We start from the raw sequence: 20151 nt of genomic DNA, 5'->3' as shown, positions 1-20151 counted from the left end.
CGGATGAACAACGACTATCTCTAGGGATCATGTCCATCGACGGTCATCCTTGTGAAGGGGTCTGCGCGGATTCGTGAAGAGTCGACCCGATCGGCAGTGCCTACGGGACGGTCCGTCGGCAACGACGGGCGACGCCATCCATCACTCCACGGCTTGCATCGTGGTCGGCCACGTCGCGTCTCAGCCGTCATCGGTCGGACGTTGGTGTCGCCCATCAGCAGGCTGCCTCGGCTCGTGCTCCTACAGGCGCAGCTCCTCCTGACGGCGGTATTCGTACGGTTGTAGTGCCTCCGTTGAGGATGTCCTTGGCTGTGGCGGTTCCACGACACGCGGGCCGTGCAGACAATAGGTCTATGTCGCTGACCGACGTCATCAGTCGTGACTTGCAAGCGATGGCCGTTGGTGTGGACAGGGCGCGGCAGCATGTGGCAGCGGTCGACCATGCCATCGAACGAACTGCCGCTCGGGCGGTCGCCTCCGGGTTCAATGGCATCGCCGTAGCGCTGAGGCCGGTCCGCGAGGCGACTGGCCAGGCACGCATGCATCTGACAGCAGCCGAAGGGACCGTCAGAGAGGCGTCCCGGTCTCTCGCCGCCGCCCTACAGCAGCAGTCGCCTCAGGAGGCCATCACGGCGCTCACGCCGATGGCGCCAACACTCTCCGCAGCCAACGGCGGCGTGGCAGCGGCGACAGCAGCTGTGGACGAGGCACGGCGGCTGGTCACAGCAGCGCTGCGGGGAGGGCAGCCCGGCCCCATCCTGTCGCGCCTACAGCAGGTGAGCCAGTGCCTGACGGCGGTTCGCGCGCGCGGAGCCGAGGCCCGGCAGCACGTCGATGCCGCGCTTGCGCAGGCTCGGCAGGTCGGCGACATCAGCCGACCGTCCCACACGCCACCCGCTCCCCTTCCGGCGTCCGACCCGCCGCACCCGCACCCGTCTCCGCATGGTGACCAGGCCGTGCAGTCCGCTCGGCAGCCCGAAGAAGTCCCTCGGCCGATCGGCTCCGAGTGGGAGCGGTGCGATCCCGGCGCTCTGCCGGACAGCCTCCGCGCTGTCCTCGGCCGCTTCGAAGCGCGTCCCGCAGGCAGCACCCGTCCCACCATGGGGTTGTTCAACGGCGAGGAGATCACATCTGGAGGAGGCGACCGGTCGATCGCCGCCGATCTGGACCACGACCCACTACGTGGCCCGCCGGTCACCTTCTACGATCACGTGGAGTCCAAGGCTGCCGCACGAATGCGTACCACGGGCAGCACCGAGTCAGACCTCGCGGTCGACAACACCGTCTGCGGCACCAACGACCGCGACCAGAGCTATCCCTGGACCTGCGACAAGATATTGCCCACCATCCTCCCGCAAGGAAGCCGCCTGGGCGTGTGGGTCACCCGCGACGCCGGCGCCACATGGTGGCACCGTGTCTACGTCGGCACCGGAGAAAGGATCACCCGATGACGCTGCTGCTACGCGACTACCACGGCCACCCCTACGAGCTGACCGATGCCGAGGAAGCCGGGCGCCGATTCGACGAGCAGATCGAGTCAATCATGCCTCACGGTGGCTGCGGACAGACCCTCACCGTCGGCACCCACGACCGGCCCACGCTGCGCATCGACATTGACATCGACGCGGACCGGGCGGCGCTGCGCTGGCTGCCCGACAACACCTACGCCGCAGACCTCGACCCGGACACGCCCATCACCGTCTATGAGTCACCGGACACCGGCCTGCTGGAGATTCCCGCCGACATCGCCCGAGTATCCGTAGCGACCGCCCGGGTCGCCGTCGTCGACTATGTCGCTACCGGCCGACGCCCCGCCAACATCGGCTGGAGGCACGAGACGCCTAACTGTTGAAGCCCGTCGGCACGAATCGCCTCACTCTGCCGGCGGGTCCTGCGATCCCGACGCGAACCGACATCGGCGAACGCACCGAGCACCGCAGGCACAAGCAGGCGGTCGCGATCGGCGCAACATCCGCTGGCACACCGCGCCCACCCGACGTCAGCGGTTCTCCAGTGGCTTCGGTATCCGGTCCGGCACCCCGATTACTCGATCAAGGCGGCGTGGCGAGGCACGATCAACCACTCCTGCCAGCCGCGCGCCACGCCGTGTCGCCTTCCGTCAGCGCCGGACGACCTCGATCAACCGGCCTGTACCGCTGACAGCCGCACGTGTCTGGCTCAGCCTCGTTTCGAGAAGCGAGAGGTGATTCGGTCGATCACCGGCTCCTCCGTATGCTCCTGTCCGATGATGGTTGAGGTGACTGGTGCCGTGAGTAACAGCGGCTGCCCTCGGTCGCCAATCTCGTTGACGACCTGACGGACAAGCTCGTTTGCGGCAGCGATGCCGTCGGCGCTGCCCCAATACTCAGCACGCTTCTCGTCCTCGGGGTAGGCGACGACCGCAACGGGCCGCCCGAAGGCGACCCGCCCGAGCCCCGCGAAGGGGGTGGCCGACAGGCATGCCAGCCAGTTGAGGCCGTACCAGACAAGCCCGGGAAGCATTGCCACGAAGGCGAGCAGGGCCAACAGGCCGGTGATCGGATCGGACAACCCGTCGGCCACCCACCACAGCTTCCTCACCCACCGCGGCATGCGCGGCTGCCAAGCAAGGCGACGCCGTCCTACCCGCCACGTCCTACCGTCGTGGCCTATCACGTTCTGCACGGCTCCGCCTTACAACGTCTTGAGGGCGTCGAAGTCGCCCCGCATCAGGTTCCGCAGCGTGACCAGGTTGGCAACCAGCATCTCGATCCCCTCCTTGAACGCCACCAACTGCTTGGCGAGCAGGTCGTATGCATCAACGATCAGCTGCCATACCGTGGAGACGATCTGCCACAGGTTCCACAGGAACTTCTTCCAGTCGGTCGTGGTCATGACTGCCTTCATGGCCTTCTTCAACCGCTGGGAGTAGAAGTTGAGCGCGAACAGCAGGGCGTTGACCGTGTACTCGTACTCCACGGCCACCAACTCATACAGTTGCTGCCCGGCATCGCACGCCTGCGCCACCGCCTCGAACGCCGGCTTCCACCGCTGCCGGATGTGATAGTCGAACGCCCCGGAAGCGCCTCCGATCCCGCACAGCTCGCTGTTCCAGTGCGTCGACAGCACGTCCATGCCGTAGTCGATGTCGCGAGCTACCGCGCGGAACGCGTGCTCCATCTCGCCCCAGGCGGCACCTACGCGTCGTACCGCTCCGGAGTCGCCGAGCAGCAGCGGGATCAGCTTCTCCAGCAAGTCGAAGCCGGTCATCCGGGCCACCCAGTCGTTGACGGTGCCGAACAACTGGTAGACGGCGTCCTTGACCTGGCCAACCTCCGACTTGAACGGCGGAGCGGCCAGCGCCACATCCGCGCCGGTGGAGTAGACGCCGCCGTAGGTCGCTACGTCCCGCTCCCGGTAGCCACTGGGCATCGACCACGCACGGCCCGCAGTCCACAACTGCTCCGCCGAGGCCACGTCAGCAGCGTCGTACGCCTCCGCTGCCTTACGAAGGTCATAGGCGGCCAGCCACAAGCCTCGCTTCGCGGCGTCACACATCTCCAGGATGGAGTCCGCTAGCCTCTCCATGCCCCACCGCGCCGGGTAGAGCGTCCCGTCCAAGCCGTCGAAGTTCAGGCAGTGCTGTCGGCAGTACTGCTCGATGGTGACCAGCGCGTCGTCCTTGTTGGCGTCCAGCTGGGCGGCGTACCCGTACAGGTACCGAGTCTCGACTTGCAGTGTCACCGACGCATCTCCTGGCATGGCTGGCTCACACCCACGCTGTCCACCGCCTCATCCAGCGACACACCTCGCTCCAGAAGGCGCAACACCTGGCGGCCCGTCTCCATGCGTCCGTCGGCCCAGGCATGAACCGCCCTCGCGTCGGCGTCATCCACACGCCCGGCCAACACGTCGAACCAGTCGAGCTCTCCCCGAGCAACCCGATCACGCACCGCGGCGTACTGGCGAGGAGCATCCTCCGGCATGCCTTCGTCCTGGTCGTGCGCCTCGTCAACCTCGAACGACTCCACCCGCGCGTGGACACGTTGCCGCCAATCGACGCATTGTTGACGCATCTCTGCTGCCAGGTCGAGTATCCGGCGCCTCGTCTCTTCTAATCCCCCGTGAAGATCACTCACGGTACGCATCATGACAGCCATCCGTAGATCCGGCTGCCCCGCGACGTCCATCATCGGCTCCACGCGCACGATGACCAGGACGAATGATGATCAGGAAACGAGCTGCCGCGGCAGAGGGGTCGCTCCGTCACGAACGCCGGTACGCATGGCGAGGGTTGGGTGTACTCGCAAGCGCTGAGGTAGTCCGTACGCGCTGTGGGGAACCTGGGAAGAACTTCGGATCAGCGACCCGCAGACAAGCATGCATCTGATGGCGCGACCACCTGGACCTGCACCTTGCCTCGTTGACCGCCGAGCATCGCCACCGGAACGATCCCGTTCGAACTCACGCTGAGCCGTTGCACCCCGGCGGCGAACCGAGCCCGGGCCGCTGCCCGACCAGCCGGCGCCACCAGAGTTCCTCGCGCAGCCGGGGCCGTTTCGAGTGGGACTCAGCCCCGTCTTTTTCCTACGAGGTCGCTATCGAGGCAGTCAGCCAGGCGGTCGCCGCGATCACCCCCGCATATCGCCACCGCCCAGCAGCCCCGCCGCGATAGCGGAGCTGATCAGCCTGCGAAAGCAGCGCATTCGCCGCGCGCAACGAGCTACGACCGACCGACCACCGAACGGTCGCGGACGTCACGCAGCACTACGTGCCCTGGCAGAGTAACTCGGCCGGCGCGCTGCCCGAGCGCCGATCGATCCGGGACGCTGCCTGCACCCGAGGAGCAGTCGTAGCGGATCTTCCGCGAGAAGATCGTCCCCGAGGAACTCGCTTATGGGGCCCAAGACCAGCCTGTGGCGTCTTCGCCGCCGGGCAGCCCGGCTCGGGGCAGGCGCGGGGCGAGATCAGCGCCGGACCAGTGGGACGCTCCGGCGCCGATCGGCGTGCCCGGGTATATCAGGGGCTGGGAGGCAATGCGGTCCTCGGACGGACCGGGCGAGCATTTCGCATCAGCGGCCAGAGCTTCGGTCCGCTGGGCAGGTTCAGGGGCAGGGCGGCGCGGTATCCCTGTTCGCGGAGCATGTCCCTGGCGGCTTCGGTCGTGACCACGGTGTAGACCGGCCATCCGGTGTCGTCGACGACCTGGTGGTGCTGGCGCAGTAGCTCGCTGGCGAGGCCGTGGCCGCGGAAGGATGGGTGCACGGCTAGCCAGGACAGCCAGTGGTGCGGTGCCGAGGACCTGTAGCTGTCGATGGCCGAGCTGAGGGCCGCGAGGCGGGGTGCTGCGCTGCCGGCGAAGGTGGTCAGGTGATGCTCCTCGAGCGGCCAGCGGCGGCTGTCCGGGTCGTGCCGCCGCCATACCGCGGCCGCTGAGAGGTTCAGCGTTACGTCAACGTCGCCGGTTTCGAGGGCGTGGTCGATGTCGACGGCGAGGATTCGGTGCAGGACGATGACCCGTTCGGCGGGGTCGGGCAGCAGCCACTCGATGACGGGGTCTCGGTCGAGTGCGCCGGCTAGGAGCACGGTGATGGCGGCGACGTCGTGTGGTTTCGCCGCGCGGATGGTCGTGTCCAGGGCGGGCCCGTTCACCGCAGCCGCCTGAGCGGCAGCATGTCTTCCGGGAACCGCGCGGGGACTCCCCCGTTGGGCTGGCCTCGCCACATTCGCCAGATCGTTGGTCCGGCGGTCGGGAGGTGCATCGGTGGGCCTTGGCGGTAGCCGAGGCGCCGGTACAGGTCGCGGTTGCGGGTGTTGCTGGCTTCCAGGTACGCCGCCCGGTTCGCCGCGTCCAATGCCTGGTGGGCACTGTTGAGCAGCGCCGACCCGACGCCGCGGTTCTGGTGGCGCGGGTCGACGGCCATGTAGGCGAGGTAATCGTGCGGGACACGCGGGTGATGCGTCTCGAACATGGCGTCGAGCAGCAAGAACCTGGGCGCGTACTTGCCGGTGGCCTGCTCCACCTCGTAGTACATGGCGGTTGCCCCCGCTGGCGGAATCTCGTCGCGGGTGTACCAGATTGCGACGGCCGACCGGTCGGTGGTGGTGTCCACACGCCCGTGCTGAAGTCCGTGGTGGAAGATCAGCTTGAAGTACCGGAAGTAGACCGCGCGGCGGTCCTCGGGGTCGGGGATGAGCCAGTCGGCGACGGGTCCGTCGAGGAACGCTTCCACCAGGACGGTGATGAGTTCGCCGGCGTCGTCGGGCGTGGCCTGGCGGATGGTGATGGTGGTGTTGGTTGGTGGCATGGTCACTCCTGGTCAGACCGGTTGACGGGTGGCGTTGGGGGTGCGCGCCGGCGCGGTGGCGCTTTCCGCGCCGAGTCCGATCGCCTGGAACACGTCGGGGCGGGTGGCGCGCAGGGTCAACGCCCAGGCGGTGCCGGCGAGGGCGGCGACGCCGTAGGCGGCGGGGAACAGCCACCGCAGTGGCGAGGTTGCGGCGACGCCGAGGAGGACGTCGAATTCCTGGATGGTGACGGCGAGGATCGCGGCCAGGGCGCCGGTGGCGGCCAGCGGCGCGATCGCGGTGCGCCAGGGGCCCTCGCTGTGGGGGGTGCGGGCGAAGAATGCGACCACGGCGGCGGAGGTGACGGTCATCAGGACCAGAACGCCGAGGCCGCCGGTGACGGTGATCCAGAAGAACAGGTGCACGATGGGGTCGGCGTCAGCTGCCGCGTAGCCGGCGAGGACGGCTACCGCGATGATGCTCTGGACGATCGAGCCGGCCTTCGGCGCGCCGGTGCGGCGGCTCGTGCGTCCCAGCCACGCCGGCAGGACTCGTTCCCGGCCGAGTGCGAACAGGTAGCGGGCGACGGTGTGGTGGAACGCCAGCAGTGCGGCGAAGAGGCTGGTGATGAACAGGACCCGGCCGATGGTGACGATGCCGCTGCCGAGGTGGGGCGATACCAGGTTGAAGATGAGGTCGGTGCCGTCGGTGCGGGCGGCGTCGACGATGTTGTCGGGGCGGGTGGCGACGGACATCGCCCATGCGGACAGCCCGTAGAGCAGGCCGATGATCGCGACGGCGATGTACGTGGCTCGCGGTACGGTGCGGCGTGGGTCCATGGTCTCCTCGGAGAACACGACGGTGCCTTCGAAGCCGACGAAGCCGGTGATGGCGGTGACGAGGGCGGCGCCGATGCCGGCGGCGAAGATGTGCGACGGGGCTAGGGTGTCGAAGCTGACGCCGCCGGCGGCCGGGTTGCTGAGCATGACGGCGTCGAAGACGAGGGCGACGGCGCATTCGGCGATGAGCACGACCGCGAGGACTTTGCCGTTGAGGTCGATGCGCAGGAGCCCGAGGACGGTCACGGTCGCCCAGGCGGCCAGGGCGCACAGCCACCAGGTGATGTTCCAGCCGTAGCGGTCGTGGAGGAACTGGGCCAGCACGGCGCCGAATCCGCCGTAGAGGCCGATCTGCATGGCGTTGTACGCCAGCAGCGCGACGAAGGCGGCGGCGACGCCGGCCGGCTTGCCGAGGCCCCGCGTGACGTAGGTGTAGAAGGCGCCGGCGTTGACGATGCGCCGGGACATGGCTACATAGCCGACGGCGAACAGGGCCAGGATCGCGGCGACAACAAGGTAGGACACGGGGATACCGACGACGCCGGTGACGGCGTAGCCGGTCGTGGCGCCGCCGGCGACGACGGTGAGCGGTGCGGCGGCGGCGATGACGAAGAACACGACGGAGGGGATGCCGAGGCGGCCGCGGGCGAGAACGGCGGAGACGGTGTCCGGTCTCTGGTGGTAGGGCATCAGGGTCTCTTTCAGCTGAGGGGATGGGAGGGGCGCGACGCTCAGGTGCGGTGGCTGAGCACGTGGGCGCCGATGACGCTGGCGAGGTCGGCGAACAGGTCACGCAGTGGTGGTCGGGCCTGCTCGACGACCCGGCGTAGGTGGGCCCGGACGGTCAGCGTCGCGCCGTCGAGCAGGACGGTGTCCAGCTGGGTGTGCAGGGTCAGGCCGGCGAGGGCCTGGTCGAAGGTGTTGAGCCGGCGAGTGTTCCGCAGTTCGATCGATAGCCGCGCCCACGACCAGGCGGCGGTGTTCATGTCCGTGGGCACGTAGACGGTGCGCTGGCGCCACAGCCGCCCGACCTGGCGCTGCTCGAGAAGGCCGCGCTGCCACATACGGATGGTGACCTGCTCGTAGGCGGTAGTGGCCAGGAACGTCAGCCACGTGCGGGTGTTGGTGTGGTGCGGCTCGGCGATCAGCTGGTCGAGGACGAGGTGTTGCAGCCAGTCCCCCGGCGGCGCGTCCTGCAGAACCTGGATGTGGCCGCGGGCGAAGGTGATCCGGCCCTCGTAGAGCAGCTCGGCGAGCAGCGCAGCAGCCAGACCGTAGGCGAGCGCCGACTCGTAGAGGCGTGGACGGCCGGTCTGGTCATCGTGGGCCATGAACCAGAACTCGTCGCCGATCATCACCGTTCGGATGGGCGCGGTGCCTACGGCACGGACGGGACGCTGTGGCTCGACGCGCCGAGCGGCGGTCGGAGGGATATCGTCGGCGGCGTCGGGAGGTGTGTGCACGACGGCGGGCCTTCCTAGGGTCAGTGGTCATCGGGAGGAGGCAGCGCGGCCGACGCCTCTACGCCGCCCAGGTGGCGCGCGAGTTCCTGCTGTGCCCAGGCGTTCTGCGCGCAGATGCCATCGGGCTGGCAGTGGAAACACCTACGGCGGTTGGCGTGCTGCACGTCGGTCATCCGCGCGGACGCATACCTGTCAGCCGGACCGCACGGCTCATCGCTACGGCTCACCCTGAGCCCACATACCGACGTAGAGCGGCAACGCGTACCCGCAGCTCCATACACGGCAGATACTCGTCGGTGTTTGGGTAGAAGCACTCCGCGCGGTGACCGAGTACCCACATCCACTCGTCACTGAGGTGCGCCAGATCGGTGCGGAGCCTGACGACAATCACGTCGACCGGGCTGCCGGGCGTGAGATTCCGGCCGAAGGACCAGTCATCGCCGCCAAGCTGCAAGAGGGTGCCCGCGACGACCTGCGGGATCGGGGGCGCCGGATTCACGCCAACCGCCCCTTCCATCGGCGGGGCTCCAGCCGCCGAAGCCGCTGCGGCGGCGGCTGCTGGTCGAGCAAGGCCCGAAACGCGCGGTTGGTCTCCGCGATCTCCTGGACCGTCTGCTCATCGCATGAGGCCGCGTGGGTACGGTTCCATCCGCTGCGGTGCCCGATTAGCGTGGCCGCGTCTTCGCAGTCGATGCCGAGAGGGCTGTAATTTTGGCCGTCGCCGACCAGACCGAACCACTTCGAGGAACGCCGCGACAGCCCTGCTGTCGCGGAAGGGCAACCGAGAGGATTGAACGGCCGATCGTCGGCCGGAAGGAACCACTTCATCCGGCATTCACCCCTCCTCGTACACGTGATTGGCAATGACGGGTAGCCCGCTGCACACCAACGATCACGGAACCGCGCGGCGCTGGGAATGCCGACCTTCCGTCCGACCTCACGTACGGACTTGCGGTCCGACCAGCGCGTGACCCGCGAGAACGTGTTGGAGCGTCAGCCGCGCCAAGATCGTCTGCCGGGTTAGCTGGGTTACATTGACCTCACCCCGGCCGACCAACCGTCGGTCGGGCATGAAGTGGTCCCTGGAGGCTGCCGGTGAACCGTCCCAGTCCGTACGTCCGCCGACGCTGGCTCAGGCGACTCGAAGAACAGTGCCCCGGGCCGGTGCTGCGTTCGTCCCGGCACAGTGGCACGCCTTCATCAGAGGCGTTCGTCCTAACGGGTTCGGGTTTCCGACTGCTATGAATTGAATCCAGGAACGCCGGCGCTTGAAGCGTCGCGATCCGGACGGAGTGCGCCGGGCTTGATGGGCTCACGGCGTTTTCCTCAGCGACTTTGCCCCGATTACTTGACCTTTCATGTGCCCGCCGCCACGATGGCGGCAGTGGATGGGGCAATCCTTCTACTGCCGCAGATGCGCCTCGGCCAGCGCGCTCCTGTAACTGCATCAATCAAGCCTGACCCTACGGGGAGGATGTGTCCGTGCCTCGTCATCCGGAGACGTTGATCAGGCCGAACACGTTGCTCTCTGGAAGACGCGCGGATCTGCCATCGCCTCGACGGCCTGGACAGCGCATGTCCCGGACCGAGCTAGCCGACGCTGTCAACGCTGCCCTGGGTCGGCTCTACCCGGGCCGGGACCTCGCCGCCCACTACGTCGACTCTCGTTGGGTCGGCAAACTCGAACGCGGGGAGCACCGCTGGCCCAGCGAGCAACGACGCGCCGCTCTCCGACGCGCCCTCGGCGCTACCACTGACGCCGACCTTGGCCTCTACAGCCCACGGCGTACCGGAGGCCGCCCGAACCCTGATCGCCATCAAGTGACGGCTGCGTGGTTCGGCAGACTGCCAGGTGAGGTTGCACAGCTCCCGGGACCGTGGATGTCCGGATCCGGATTGCATGCGCCAACCAGGATCGAGTGGCCCCATGTCGATGCGCTTAAACGCAGCATCGCCTTGTTCGAGGAATGGGACCACCAACACGGCGGTGAACTCGCCCGCGCCGCGATGGTTGGGCAGCTCGAATGGGCCTGCCGGATCGCCCGTCGTGCGTCGGCCACTGAAGCGGTACGCCGAAGCTGGCTGTCGACGGCAGCTCGACTCGCTGACCTTGCCGGCTGGGCATGTTTTGATTCAGGCGATGAACCCGGGACCGCCCAGCGGTACCTCGTCACGGCAATCCAGTTGGCTAGCGAAGCTGAGGACGTGCAGCAACGGGCTCACGCTGCCACCACGTTGGGTAGGCATCTCACTTACCTCGGGCAAGTCTCGGACGCTCTTGATGTGATTGACCTCGTCCACTCGAACTGGCGTGAGATTCCTCCCCTCGGACGTGCGGCGGTTCGCATCGTGGAGGCTCGCACCTATGCAAGACACCATGACTGGCCAGCTTGCGTCCGCGCGGTCGGTCAATGTGACGAGGAGTTTTCGGCCAGCGGGTTGGATGGAACGGGAGATCCGGTCTGGGGCTACTATGCCGATGCCGGCCAGATTCTCGGCGACGCCGGACATGCCCTGTTCGACATGGCCATGACAAATGGCGACCGTAGACAAGCGGATACGACTATCAATCGGCTGCAGTCAGCGTACTCCTACCATCCGGTGCAAGCCGCTAGATCGCGGGCTCTTACTATGATTAGGATTGCCTGCCTCCAAGTACGCATCGGCAATCTCGCCAGCGGGCTAAACTCCATACAGGCCGGCTTGGCAGACGCTCGGGGCGTCCACTCCAGCCGGCTACGCGATGACCTCCGCACCCTTGGTTCCATCCTCGCAAGCACCGATCCGGAGCCAAGCCTTGCCGGTGAGCTAGCGGCGGCCCGGGCGCACGTAGCGGATGCTGTCCGCTCGCAAGCCTAGTAACCCGTCCAGCCGGCGGGGGCGGTCCCGTCTCGCAACGTGTCGATGCGATGCCTCAGCTGACGCTGCCGTTGCGGATCGATGTCCGCTGACTGGGCCAGCCAAAGAGTCATCCGCAGCATGCGAATCAGCCGCAGTATCGACCATGACGGGCTGAGGCGGACATCGAGACCATACGCCTGGGCGAAGGCGATGTACTCCTTTTCGGAGAACCATCCGCACTCGTAGTAGAGGGCCGTCAGGGTCAGATCCCATTCCGGTGGTCCGATACACACCGTCTCAAGATCCACAAACGCCTCACGGCCGCTGGCCGTCACCAGGAGATTTTCCATATGCGCGTCGCCGTGCAGCACCGCCTCACCGAGCGCGAATTCCGCCGTGGCCCACCGAGCCGAGAGTTCATCGCGGAGCTGACGAAGGAAAAGACGGTCGCCGGTGTCGATATTGGTGCCCGCCTCCAGGCGCTCATCGAACTTGTCAAATGGTGACAAATAGGGCAGAAAATTCTTAGGGATAGGAATCCCGTGAAGCCGGCGCAAACACTCGGCGAGGACGACCACGTCGGCCGGCCGGCTATCGGGAAGGTACTCCCATAGAGACACCACGTACTGTCCGACGATGATCGGCTCCGGCCGTGCGGGGTGAACGACGGGCACCTGTTGCGACGCCAGCCAGGCTGCGACCTCGATCTCCCGACGGGGGTCGCTCCCTTTGGCCGCCCTTGGCGCCACCCGTGCCAGCACGCGAGCGCCCGGCAGCAGGACCACACCGTTTTCGCCGATGCGCATCACGGTGGCGTCGTGAGCCGGGACGCCTGCTCCGATGGCCGCCGACGTCGCCGCGTCGATCGCCTCTTCTGCATGCACCCGATCATCCTCCCCTCGGCACAGCCGAACCGCCTCGCTGGCCTCTCTCGATGCCACTTTTCGCGCAGCAGGTGGATGGCCTCGTCTCAACTTGCTTTGCAGGCGCCATCTCGTCGGCGACGCGACGTCCCGTCGCAATGATTAGGACTCTAGAGAACGAGATTGGGCGTCGGTGGCGGCGGCATGCACCTTGACGACACGGGGTGAACGGCAGAGTCGGACCGCAAGTCGGCACTCCCCCACGGTTCGCTCGACAACGAGACTGGGGGTCGCCATGGAAGGCGGCTGGTCACCGGCACGGGCGAGGGCGGCGCATACACCGGCGACAGGAAGCTCGATCATCGGCGCGATCTCTGGGCACCGGCTCACTGCGTTCCCGCAGCCGCCCCTTGTCCGTGGCGTCGTCGGGCCTATAGGCACCCGACGGAGCGGGCCAGGACGTCGTGCGCGGTCTCCACTGCGCCGTTGAGCGTTCGGAGGGTGGTTTCGGGTATTGCACCGGTCCCTAGGCCGGCTGCTGCCACGATGTGGGCGAGAGCTTGCTCTTGCGGCTCCTTGATCTGTAGGGCGGTGCGGTGGCCGAGGATTTCCCGGGCTGCATATCCGTCGGCTGCTTCGAGGGCCTCGGTAGCCACGTGGTGGAGAAGGTGTTGGGCGGCGGCTTCGTGGTACCCGCTGGACAGCGTGGCGGCCGTGAGGCCCCAACGGGCTCGATAGACGGCGTATCCGTCGACGGGTTCGTGTGCGATAAATTGATCGATCATGACGGATATCTGATGGCTGACCGTTCCTGGTGCTGCGCACATGGCGGTCAGGCATGAGCCGACCTGATGTTCCCACGGTTGGGTGATGGTGCTGTCGTCGAGGATCGCGCGGGCGGCTTCGGTTTCCTCGTGCAGAAGGTGGGCGATGATCGTGGCTTGTCGTCCTTCCATCAGGTGCAGTCCGATGCCGTTGAGGGTGTTGGCGTGCTCGACGGCGTCGTCCCACCGGTCGGCGAGAGCGAGGGTGCGGATGCCCTCGCTGAGGTGTTGTAGCCAGGTCCACTGGCGGAGCTTGCCGAGTTCGTCTCGGGCGCCGGCCAGGTTGGTCAGGCGCAGTGTGCGCCCGTTGACGAGCAGGTTGGTGCCTGCGGTGACGGCCTGGTGCATCGCCTTGAGCAGTTGTAGTGCGGGCTGACCGTCGTGGGCGCGGATCTGCAGGCGGGCGAGGTTGAGGACGGGTTCGAGCAGGTAGCTGGCCTGCATGACGGTGAGCGAGTCCCGTTGCCGGTAGATGTCGATGTGCTGCCAGCACCATTGGCGGGCCAGGTCCGGCAGGCCGCAGTCGCTGGCGATCAGCGCGGCTTTGTTCAGGGCGTGTGCGGCGTCGGCCATGCCGTTGTCGTTCTGTGCGGCTGCGTTGGCGGCGATCTCGGCGACCTCGGTGACACGGTCGGTCAGGGCGGGGCACGCGGGTCGGGGCCGGCCGAGGAGTGGGAAGCGGCGGACGGCGACGCGGATGGTGGTGGGGATGGCGGCGGTGTTCATGGTCAGCTCCGGGGCAGGAACGCTTCGAGCGCGGCGCGGGCGAGGATGCCTTGGGTGTGGGCGGGCAGTCCGAGCCGGTTCCAGTGGAAGATCACGATGTGGCTGAGGACAGCTCGTAGACCGCGGTTGAGGGTGCCGGCCGTCGCGGCAGCTGCAAGTGCGCGGCCGGCGGACGTGTACGCGGTGTGCCATGGCGCGGCAAGGGGAACCACACCGCCGGCTCCGAACAGGGAGTTGTCCGTGTCGGGCGCTACAGCGAGCAGCCCGCGCACGCTGGCTGTGAGCGCGTCGAGTCGGCTGTTGGCGATGTTGTCGAGAGGGCGCATTTGGGCGATCCGAGCGAACACGTCGCCGCGTTCGAACCAGTCCAGCCCGGCGGCCTGTAGGAGGCCGCCAAGCAGGAGGAGGGACAGCTCGCGGCGTCCGAGGGCGGGCTGCGGTTGGCGCAGGTAGTCGAGGACGCTGCGGCTGTCGGCGCAGAACAGGTCGTGCACGATTCGGATGCCGGATGTGCCGCCGAAGGCGGCGGTCTCCGGTTCGTACAGGCTGGGCCACCACCTGGTCAGTTCACCGGCTGCGGTGAGCTCGTTGAGGACCTGGTTCACGGCGTCGACCTGTGCGTGGGCAAAGCGGATGCGCCAGCAGGGATGTTTGCGCAGGAACCACCAGCCGCCGCATGCGCCCACGTTCGTGAGGTAGTCGAGCCGGGGGCCGAGCGAAGCGGCCGCAGTCGTCTCTGCGGTGTCCCAGTCGGGAAATTCGACGCGTACCTGGTGCCAGTGGCCGTCGGCGTGTTCCTGGAGCGCGGCGCGGCCGGCCAGGTGGTAGGTGGTGACGGCGTCGGCGAGGTCGGCTGGATCGATGGCCGCGGTCGCCGCGACTGTCTCCAGCGGGGTGCCGGCGAGCACGTTGAGCACGCTGGCGGCCAGTGCTGTGGTGGTCACGTGATCAGTAGGCATGTGTCCCATTCAGTGTGGGTGGTGCCGTGCCGCGCGGTCTCGGCTGCGAGGTGGATGCCGGCGTGGCCGGTCAGCAGCCCGGCGTTGCTGTGCTGGTCGCGAGTGTGGGCGGCCGCCTGTATGGCCGTGGCCAAGGCGGGTAGCTGTTGTTTGAGTGCTGGGCTGTGAGCGTCGGCAGCGGCCTGGTGTGTGGTTGCGTAGAGGCCGGCGAGGCCGTGGCAGAGGCCGAGGTCGGTCAGCCGGTTGAGGTGGCGGTCGGTGAGGCAGGCAGCGAGCGCGTGCTCGGCATCGGCGCGGCGGGCCGGTTCGTCGGTGGCGGTCGCGGCGAGCTGGAGTGAACGGGCGATGCCGGGGGTGCCGTAGCACCAGGACGGCCGGGCCGGTGCGGGCTGGCTTACGCGACCGGTTCGTAGGTCGTCGAGGGTGAGCCACTGCGGCCACCAGGTGCCGCCGTCGGCGTCGTGCTGGCGCCATCGGTCAAACCAGCGGGTGAGCTGGTCGATGGCCTCGGCGTGGTGGTCCACAACGTGGCCGTGGCGCATCGCGAGGGCAAGCAGGGCGAGGATGCCGGCCGCTCCGTGCGCCATCCCGAGGTTGGCGTGTCCACCTGGCGTGGGCAGGGTCGGGTCCGGGTCGTGGGCGGCCCACCAGCCGGGCAGCAGGAGGCCGTCCTGCTGCCGCGGGCGGACCAGCACAGTCAGGTATCGCAGCAGATCGGCGAAAGTGTCGCTGGTGGGCATACGCTGCATCAGTAGTGCGCCGATGCCGGTGAGGCCGTAGAACAGGTCGTATTCGGCGAGCGAGGCCGCGCCGCCGTGCTGCATTCGGGCGGTGGCGGCGGTGAGGCGACGACGGGTAAGCCGGGCGACGTGTTGGTCGAGGGTCGCCGCGGCTGATTCGTAGCGGTTATCGGCCTTGGCGGCACAGTGCAGGAGAAACGCGATGGCTGGGGTGCCGTAGTACAAGCCGGTGTGCTGGCCGCCGTCGAGCGGCCCGGTGGCCGCTGCCCGGGTCTGCGCATGCGCGTCTGGCCAGGATCCGGTACCGGCGAGGGCGCGTTCGAGGTGTAGCAGGGCGATCCCTGCCGTGCCGGTGGCCAGCGACTGGCGGACGGCATCCGGGCCGCCCATCGTCGGTAATTCGGCACCGACACTGGTTGTGCGGCTGGTCGCTGGCCTGTTCATCGCTGGCCGATCCGGGCCAGGGCGCGCAGCGCAGCGGCGCGAGCCAGGCGGTTGGTGCTCTGCTCGAAGGTGGGATCGACGCCGAGCGCACGGATGTGGTGGTCGCGCAGCAAGGTCGGCAGGAGACCGGCCGGGTCGCGTTGAACGGCGAGGGTGCGGAAGTAGCGGCGTAGGGCGGTGTCGCGAGCCAGCCACGCGTCGACGAGCGCCTCCCCGGCGGTGCGTGGCTGTGGCTGCCGCGCGTCGATAGAGAGGTCGACCAGTTGTAGCGTTTGCTCGCACAGCGCGCGGTCCAACGCCCCGGTCTGCTGCGGCAGGCACCGCAGCAGGGCCTGATTTCCCGAGCTCTCGTCGGTGGCGAACGCGGCGGCGATCCGGGCCATGGACGCGGCGGCCAGCGCCTGCGCCGCAATGCCCAGGCCGTCGACGGCTGCCATCTGGGCGATGACGCAGGCGGTGTCGGCGCCGAACACGTCCTCGGCGGCAGCGAGCGCCTCGTCGTAGCCGTAGCGGCCGGGATGGTCCTGGTACGGCACGAGTGACAACTGACCAGGCAGGCCACGGGCTGTGAGCTCGGTGGCGAACGCGGCCAGGGCCGCGGTGACGGCCGCGTGGTGCTCGGGCTCGGTCAGCCGGAGCACGAGGATGAGGTGCTGGTCGGCGTCCATCCGGACCAGGTCGCGCTGGCGCCGAATCCACCACCGGTGTACCTCGCCGCGCAATGTCGCGGTGAGCGGCGGGAGGTGCCGGATGATGTCGTCGAAGCGGGCCGGGTTGCCGGCCAGCCGAGCCTGCACCACGGCCGTGTTGCCGGGCACCTGAAGCCGACCGGGCGGCGCGAGGTAAGGGAGCGGCCGGCGCGGTGGCGCGGTGGCGAGCATCGGAATCAGCAGCTCGGCGGCACGGCCGATCCACCCATGTTCCTCGGGCTGGGCGTCCTCCTGCAGCTCCACCCGTCCGGCCTGTGCCAGACGCCTGTGCAGCAGTGCCCGGTCCAGGCGGTGGTCGAGACTCAAGGGCTGGCGGAGCTCCCCGTGACAGAGCACGACACGGGCCGGGACACGCCAGTGCCGCTGCCACGCCTGCAGCGCGGACTCCCAACCCTGACCGGCTCGGGACGGCAGGTCATTGGTGGTGAGCAGCCATCGTGCGGCAGCGAGGATCGTCCGGCGATACCGGACGCGCGGCAGGTACGGCAGGGTGCGGGCGGCACCGACGTCGAGCGGGCCAAACACCGCGGTCCGCGCGTCGGCGACCTCGGCGAGGAAGCGTGCCAGCGGGGGACTTTGCACGAGGGTGTCGAGTGCGTGCGGAATGTTTGGGATGACCCGGCGGCCGGTGGAGATCTGCACCAGGTACATCTGGTCGGCGTCGGCGGTGACGGCCAGATCGTCGAGGCTGATCGGATTGCCGGTGGGGTGTTCGGCGAGCGCGAGGACGTCGGGCAGGAGCTGGGGGACCCGGGTGACGTTCTCGTTGTGCGGGCGGCGCGGCGGGAACGACAGCTGCACCGCCACCGCGTCGCCGCTCGGCGAGCCCGGGGCACAGGCGGCAGCCATTCGAGCCTGCTGGTGCTTGTCGAAGAGGTAGATGAAGCGGCCGGCCATGCTCGTCGGCATGCCTGGCGCTGCGGCGAAGCGCAGCCGAAAGTCGCCCCTGTCGAGGGCCTTGAGTGACTCGGCGTGGACCGTCACGCCGAGTTCGATGCGTGCCGGCGGTATCACGTCTGCCGGTTCGCCAACGGTCAGCGCCTCGACATCCGCATCGGTCAGGCTGATCTCGTCGCGTCCGTCGAGCGCGGCCCGTTGCACCAGGGCCAGGAACGCTGCGTCACGCTCGTTGATGGCACGCCAGCTGGGGTGCGCGCGGGGCGCACCGAGGTAGCCGGTGGGATAGCCGAGCCCGGAGTCGGCGACCAGATCCCGCACCGGCACGAGTGCGCCCTGGCCATAGCGGGCTCGGAACCGGGACCGGTAGTCCTGCCAGGCGGTTGACCCGAACGGCTTCGTGGTGACCCGCAGCAGGACGTTCGCGGCCTCGACCGCTTCGGCCAACGCCTGCTCGGGGAGGCGGATCTGGGCGTCGAGCCGAATGTCGACGGCTAGCACATCCTGGTCGCCGGGAACGACCTCGCGCATCCGCTTCATGACCGATGCGCGAATCGCGGATGCCTGCACCGGATCGTCGATCGCGTTATGTTGATCGATCAGCTCCCGCACCGTTTCAAGGCCACGCAGCAGCGCGGCGACGTCAGCGAATTGCTCGCCGCCTGCGGCGGTCACCGTATCGATCACGTGGGTGAGGCCGTCGAGGGCCGTCATCGGTGGGCGCAGAGCGCTGATGAGTGAGCCCTGCAACAGCAGATTGTCCAGGACGGTGGTGATCTGCTCGGGCCGGGCCGCCGGGAACCGTTCGGCCAGTTCGACGGCAAGGTTGTCATACCGGACGGGAATGGCGGCGACGGCGAGCGCGGCTTTCACCGGTGCCGTGTAGCGCACGGACGCGTCGCGCAGCGGAACCGCCTTGCCGCTGCCCGGGTCGGCGCGACGGGCGGTGATGAACCGGCCGTCACGAACGACGCCGGTGTTGTCGGCAACAAGGTGCAGCTGACGTCGCAGGAGCGGGTGCTCCTCCAGCCGGCCAATCACGGCCGTGAGCCACTCGCTGTCGACCCGCGCGATCACGCGGTGCCGTCGTCCCACCGCCACGCTGCCCGCTCCTTCGGCGGCGATCGTGACGCCGGCGAATACACCGAACGGCGTAGCCCGGCGCTGCCACCGCAGCAGGTACCCTGCGACGGAGATAATCGCCCGGCGAACAGCCTTGACCGTCGCCGTGTCGCGACGCTCGCTGATTCGGTCGAGCTGCGCCGCCAGCGTGGGGCTCGCCAGGCTGAGCGCATCGCGGACATCAGAGCGCGCCCACGTCTTCATCAGCCACGCCAAGCCGTCATGCAGCACTGCGGCATCATCGGCCAGGTCCAGCTGAGAAGGCACATCGAAATCGCCGGGATCCGTCGTGGCGCGCACGATGACCACACCGGCACGCTGGAAGACAGGCGGGACTGGCACGGCAATGCCTCCTCAACCGCGTGGCCGCCGTCGGCGCCCGCACTGGGCGCCGACGACATCGTCAGGATGAAGCCCGAATCAGACCGGATCGCTGGACCTAGTCGCGCAGGCACTCGTGCTGCAGCTGCTGCCGCAGCCGTCGCTCGTGCTGCACATCATGATCACCAGCGGGGTCGTGGACTCCACGACCCGCATGTCGAGCACGAAATCGTCCTCGGTGGTTGCGGTGGCGGCGTCCGTGCGCTCGAGTTCCAGCAGCGGGGCCATTGTCTTCACGCTCCTCGGGTAGATCGAACAGGGGTGGTTCACCCGGCCGAGGGCGGCTAGCTCGCCGCCGGCCAGGAGATCATGAGCAGGCCGTACGTCTTCTTCAGCACCGCTACGTTGTCCGGCACAGCGCCGGCGCTGGTACCAGCCGGCCAGTAGGCGAACGTCGGCGCCGGCCCGCGGCGGGCCCGCTGATACCAGGCCTGAATCTGCTCCGACATGGCCGCTGCGGCGTCCTTGCCGTGCGCCCCGAAGGCGCGAGCCCCGAGTTCGGCCCTCGAGCCACCGTCGGTCGGACGCCAGGCCAGGTAGGCGAACGAGTCACTGCGCACGACACCGAACGGAAACCAGCGGCGCTCGGCAGCCAGCTCGGTACCGTCGTCCGCCGCGAGCAGGCAGAAACCGGGCAGGAACCCAGCCAGCCACAGGTGAAGATCCGCGAAGGACTCGCTGAGGCCGACCGTGACTCCCGACCAGACCTCGGTGCGTTCGGTGTTCAGCACACCATCCATCTGATGGACGTCGTCCAGGACGCCGACGTCGAAGCGCAAGCTGACAAACCGGCCCTGCCGGTCGGGCAGCCGAAAGATCCGCTCGGGCCGCGCACCGTCGCCCTGCAGGGGCACGAATCCCGCCACCTCACTCGAGGTACTGGTCAAGTGGTCGCCGTTGCGCCGGAACGCGATCGTTCGGGTCACGCCGTTCATCCGCAGCGGCACCACAATCACCCCGTCCGGTGCGAGGTGATCTAGTACTCCAACGTCACTTATCTTTCGGCTGGCTTGGCGGCCGAGTCTGCGCTGGTAGACGTACGTCGGCCGGCACACCGCACCTGTCACCACGTCGC

Annotated in this window: 18 protein-coding genes; 2 read left to right on the top strand and 16 right to left on the bottom strand. The window is 68.1% G+C overall.

Annotated elements, in window-relative coordinates; all coding sequences use genetic code 11:
• Nucleotides 1-353: 353 nt before the first annotated feature.
• Together ACZ6Q9_RS33355 and ACZ6Q9_RS33350 are read left to right on the top strand one after the other, a co-directional pair.
• Nucleotides 354-1451 carry a DUF6244 family protein gene (locus ACZ6Q9_RS33355; protein ID WP_396831250.1) on the top strand — a complete coding sequence of 366 codons (1098 nt, stop codon included), beginning with the start codon at nt 354-356 and terminating at the stop codon, nt 1449-1451.
• On the top strand, nt 1448-1852 hold the full coding sequence (locus tag ACZ6Q9_RS33350; protein WP_396831252.1) for an Imm1 family immunity protein: 405 nt from the start codon (nt 1448-1450) through the stop codon (nt 1850-1852). Before ACZ6Q9_RS33355 ends, ACZ6Q9_RS33350 begins: the two co-directional genes overlap by 4 nt.
• A 326-nt stretch (nt 1853-2178) precedes the next feature.
• Here ACZ6Q9_RS33350 and ACZ6Q9_RS33345 read toward each other — a convergent pair whose 3' ends face one another.
• The 16 genes from ACZ6Q9_RS33345 to ACZ6Q9_RS33270 all read right to left on the bottom strand — a co-directional run.
• Entirely contained in the window at nt 2179-2562 is a 384-nt protein-coding gene (locus ACZ6Q9_RS33345; protein WP_396831254.1) for a hypothetical protein, read from the bottom strand.
• 111 nt (nt 2563-2673) lie between these two features.
• Nucleotides 2674-3723 (bottom strand): hypothetical protein, encoded by a 1050-nt coding sequence (locus tag ACZ6Q9_RS33340; RefSeq protein ID WP_396831256.1) that lies wholly within the window; start codon nt 3721-3723, stop codon nt 2674-2676.
• Nucleotides 3720-4118 carry a hypothetical protein gene (locus tag ACZ6Q9_RS33335; protein ID WP_466021473.1) on the bottom strand — a complete coding sequence of 133 codons (399 nt, stop codon included), beginning with the start codon at nt 4116-4118 and terminating at the stop codon, nt 3720-3722. The genes ACZ6Q9_RS33340 and ACZ6Q9_RS33335 overlap by 4 nt, the downstream gene beginning before the upstream one ends.
• Nucleotides 4119-4998: 880 nt before the next feature.
• Nucleotides 4999-5631 carry a GNAT family N-acetyltransferase gene (locus ACZ6Q9_RS33330; RefSeq protein WP_396831259.1) on the bottom strand — a complete coding sequence of 211 codons (633 nt, stop codon included), beginning with the start codon at nt 5629-5631 and terminating at the stop codon, nt 4999-5001.
• The gene (locus tag ACZ6Q9_RS33325) at nt 5628-6287 is read right to left on the bottom strand and encodes a GNAT family N-acetyltransferase (RefSeq protein WP_396831260.1); all 660 of its coding nucleotides are present in this window, start codon (nt 6285-6287) and stop codon (nt 5628-5630) included. Before ACZ6Q9_RS33325 ends, ACZ6Q9_RS33330 begins: the two co-directional genes overlap by 4 nt.
• A gap of 12 nt (nt 6288-6299) precedes the next feature.
• Nucleotides 6300-7796, bottom strand: coding sequence for an APC family permease (locus ACZ6Q9_RS33320; RefSeq protein ID WP_396831261.1), 1497 nt, complete (start codon nt 7794-7796; stop codon nt 6300-6302).
• Between the two features lie 41 nt (nt 7797-7837).
• Nucleotides 7838-8461, bottom strand: a complete 624-nt coding sequence (locus tag ACZ6Q9_RS33315; RefSeq protein ID WP_396831263.1) for a GOLPH3/VPS74 family protein — start codon at nt 8459-8461, stop codon at nt 7838-7840.
• 128 nt (nt 8462-8589) lie between these two features.
• Nucleotides 8590-8742 (bottom strand): hypothetical protein, encoded by a 153-nt coding sequence (locus ACZ6Q9_RS33310; protein WP_396831265.1) that lies wholly within the window; start codon nt 8740-8742, stop codon nt 8590-8592.
• Between the two features lie 322 nt (nt 8743-9064).
• Nucleotides 9065-9397, bottom strand: coding sequence for a hypothetical protein (locus tag ACZ6Q9_RS33305; protein ID WP_396831266.1), 333 nt, complete (start codon nt 9395-9397; stop codon nt 9065-9067).
• A 2027-nt stretch (nt 9398-11424) separates the two neighbouring features.
• A complete protein-coding gene (locus ACZ6Q9_RS33300; RefSeq protein ID WP_396831268.1) occupies nt 11425-12294 on the bottom strand; it encodes a phosphotransferase enzyme family protein in 870 nt (289 codons plus the stop codon).
• 410 nt (nt 12295-12704) lie between these two features.
• Nucleotides 12705-13823, bottom strand: coding sequence for a hypothetical protein (locus ACZ6Q9_RS33295; RefSeq protein WP_396831269.1), 1119 nt, complete (start codon nt 13821-13823; stop codon nt 12705-12707).
• Nucleotides 13824-13825: 2 nt separating this feature from the next.
• Nucleotides 13826-14767 carry a thiopeptide-type bacteriocin biosynthesis protein gene (locus tag ACZ6Q9_RS33290; protein ID WP_396831270.1) on the bottom strand — a complete coding sequence of 314 codons (942 nt, stop codon included), beginning with the start codon at nt 14765-14767 and terminating at the stop codon, nt 13826-13828.
• Complete coding sequence (locus ACZ6Q9_RS33285) at nt 14764-15912, bottom strand: lanthionine synthetase C family protein (protein ID WP_396831271.1); 1149 nt, start codon at nt 15910-15912, stop codon at nt 14764-14766. The genes ACZ6Q9_RS33290 and ACZ6Q9_RS33285 overlap by 4 nt, the downstream gene beginning before the upstream one ends.
• A 50-nt stretch (nt 15913-15962) precedes the next feature.
• The gene (locus tag ACZ6Q9_RS33280; protein WP_396831273.1) at nt 15963-19004 is read right to left on the bottom strand and encodes a lantibiotic dehydratase; all 3042 of its coding nucleotides are present in this window, start codon (nt 19002-19004) and stop codon (nt 15963-15965) included.
• Nucleotides 19005-19115: 111 nt separating this feature from the next.
• On the bottom strand, nt 19116-19304 hold the full coding sequence (locus ACZ6Q9_RS33275; RefSeq protein WP_396831274.1) for an FxLD family lanthipeptide: 189 nt from the start codon (nt 19302-19304) through the stop codon (nt 19116-19118).
• Between the two features lie 56 nt (nt 19305-19360).
• On the bottom strand, nt 19361-20151 hold a 791-nt coding region (locus tag ACZ6Q9_RS33270), incomplete at its 5' end, for a class I SAM-dependent methyltransferase (protein WP_466021472.1).

This window comes from Micromonospora sp. NPDC049139 (assembly GCF_055586845.1).
This window is presented reverse-complemented; position numbering and strand designations above follow the sequence as displayed.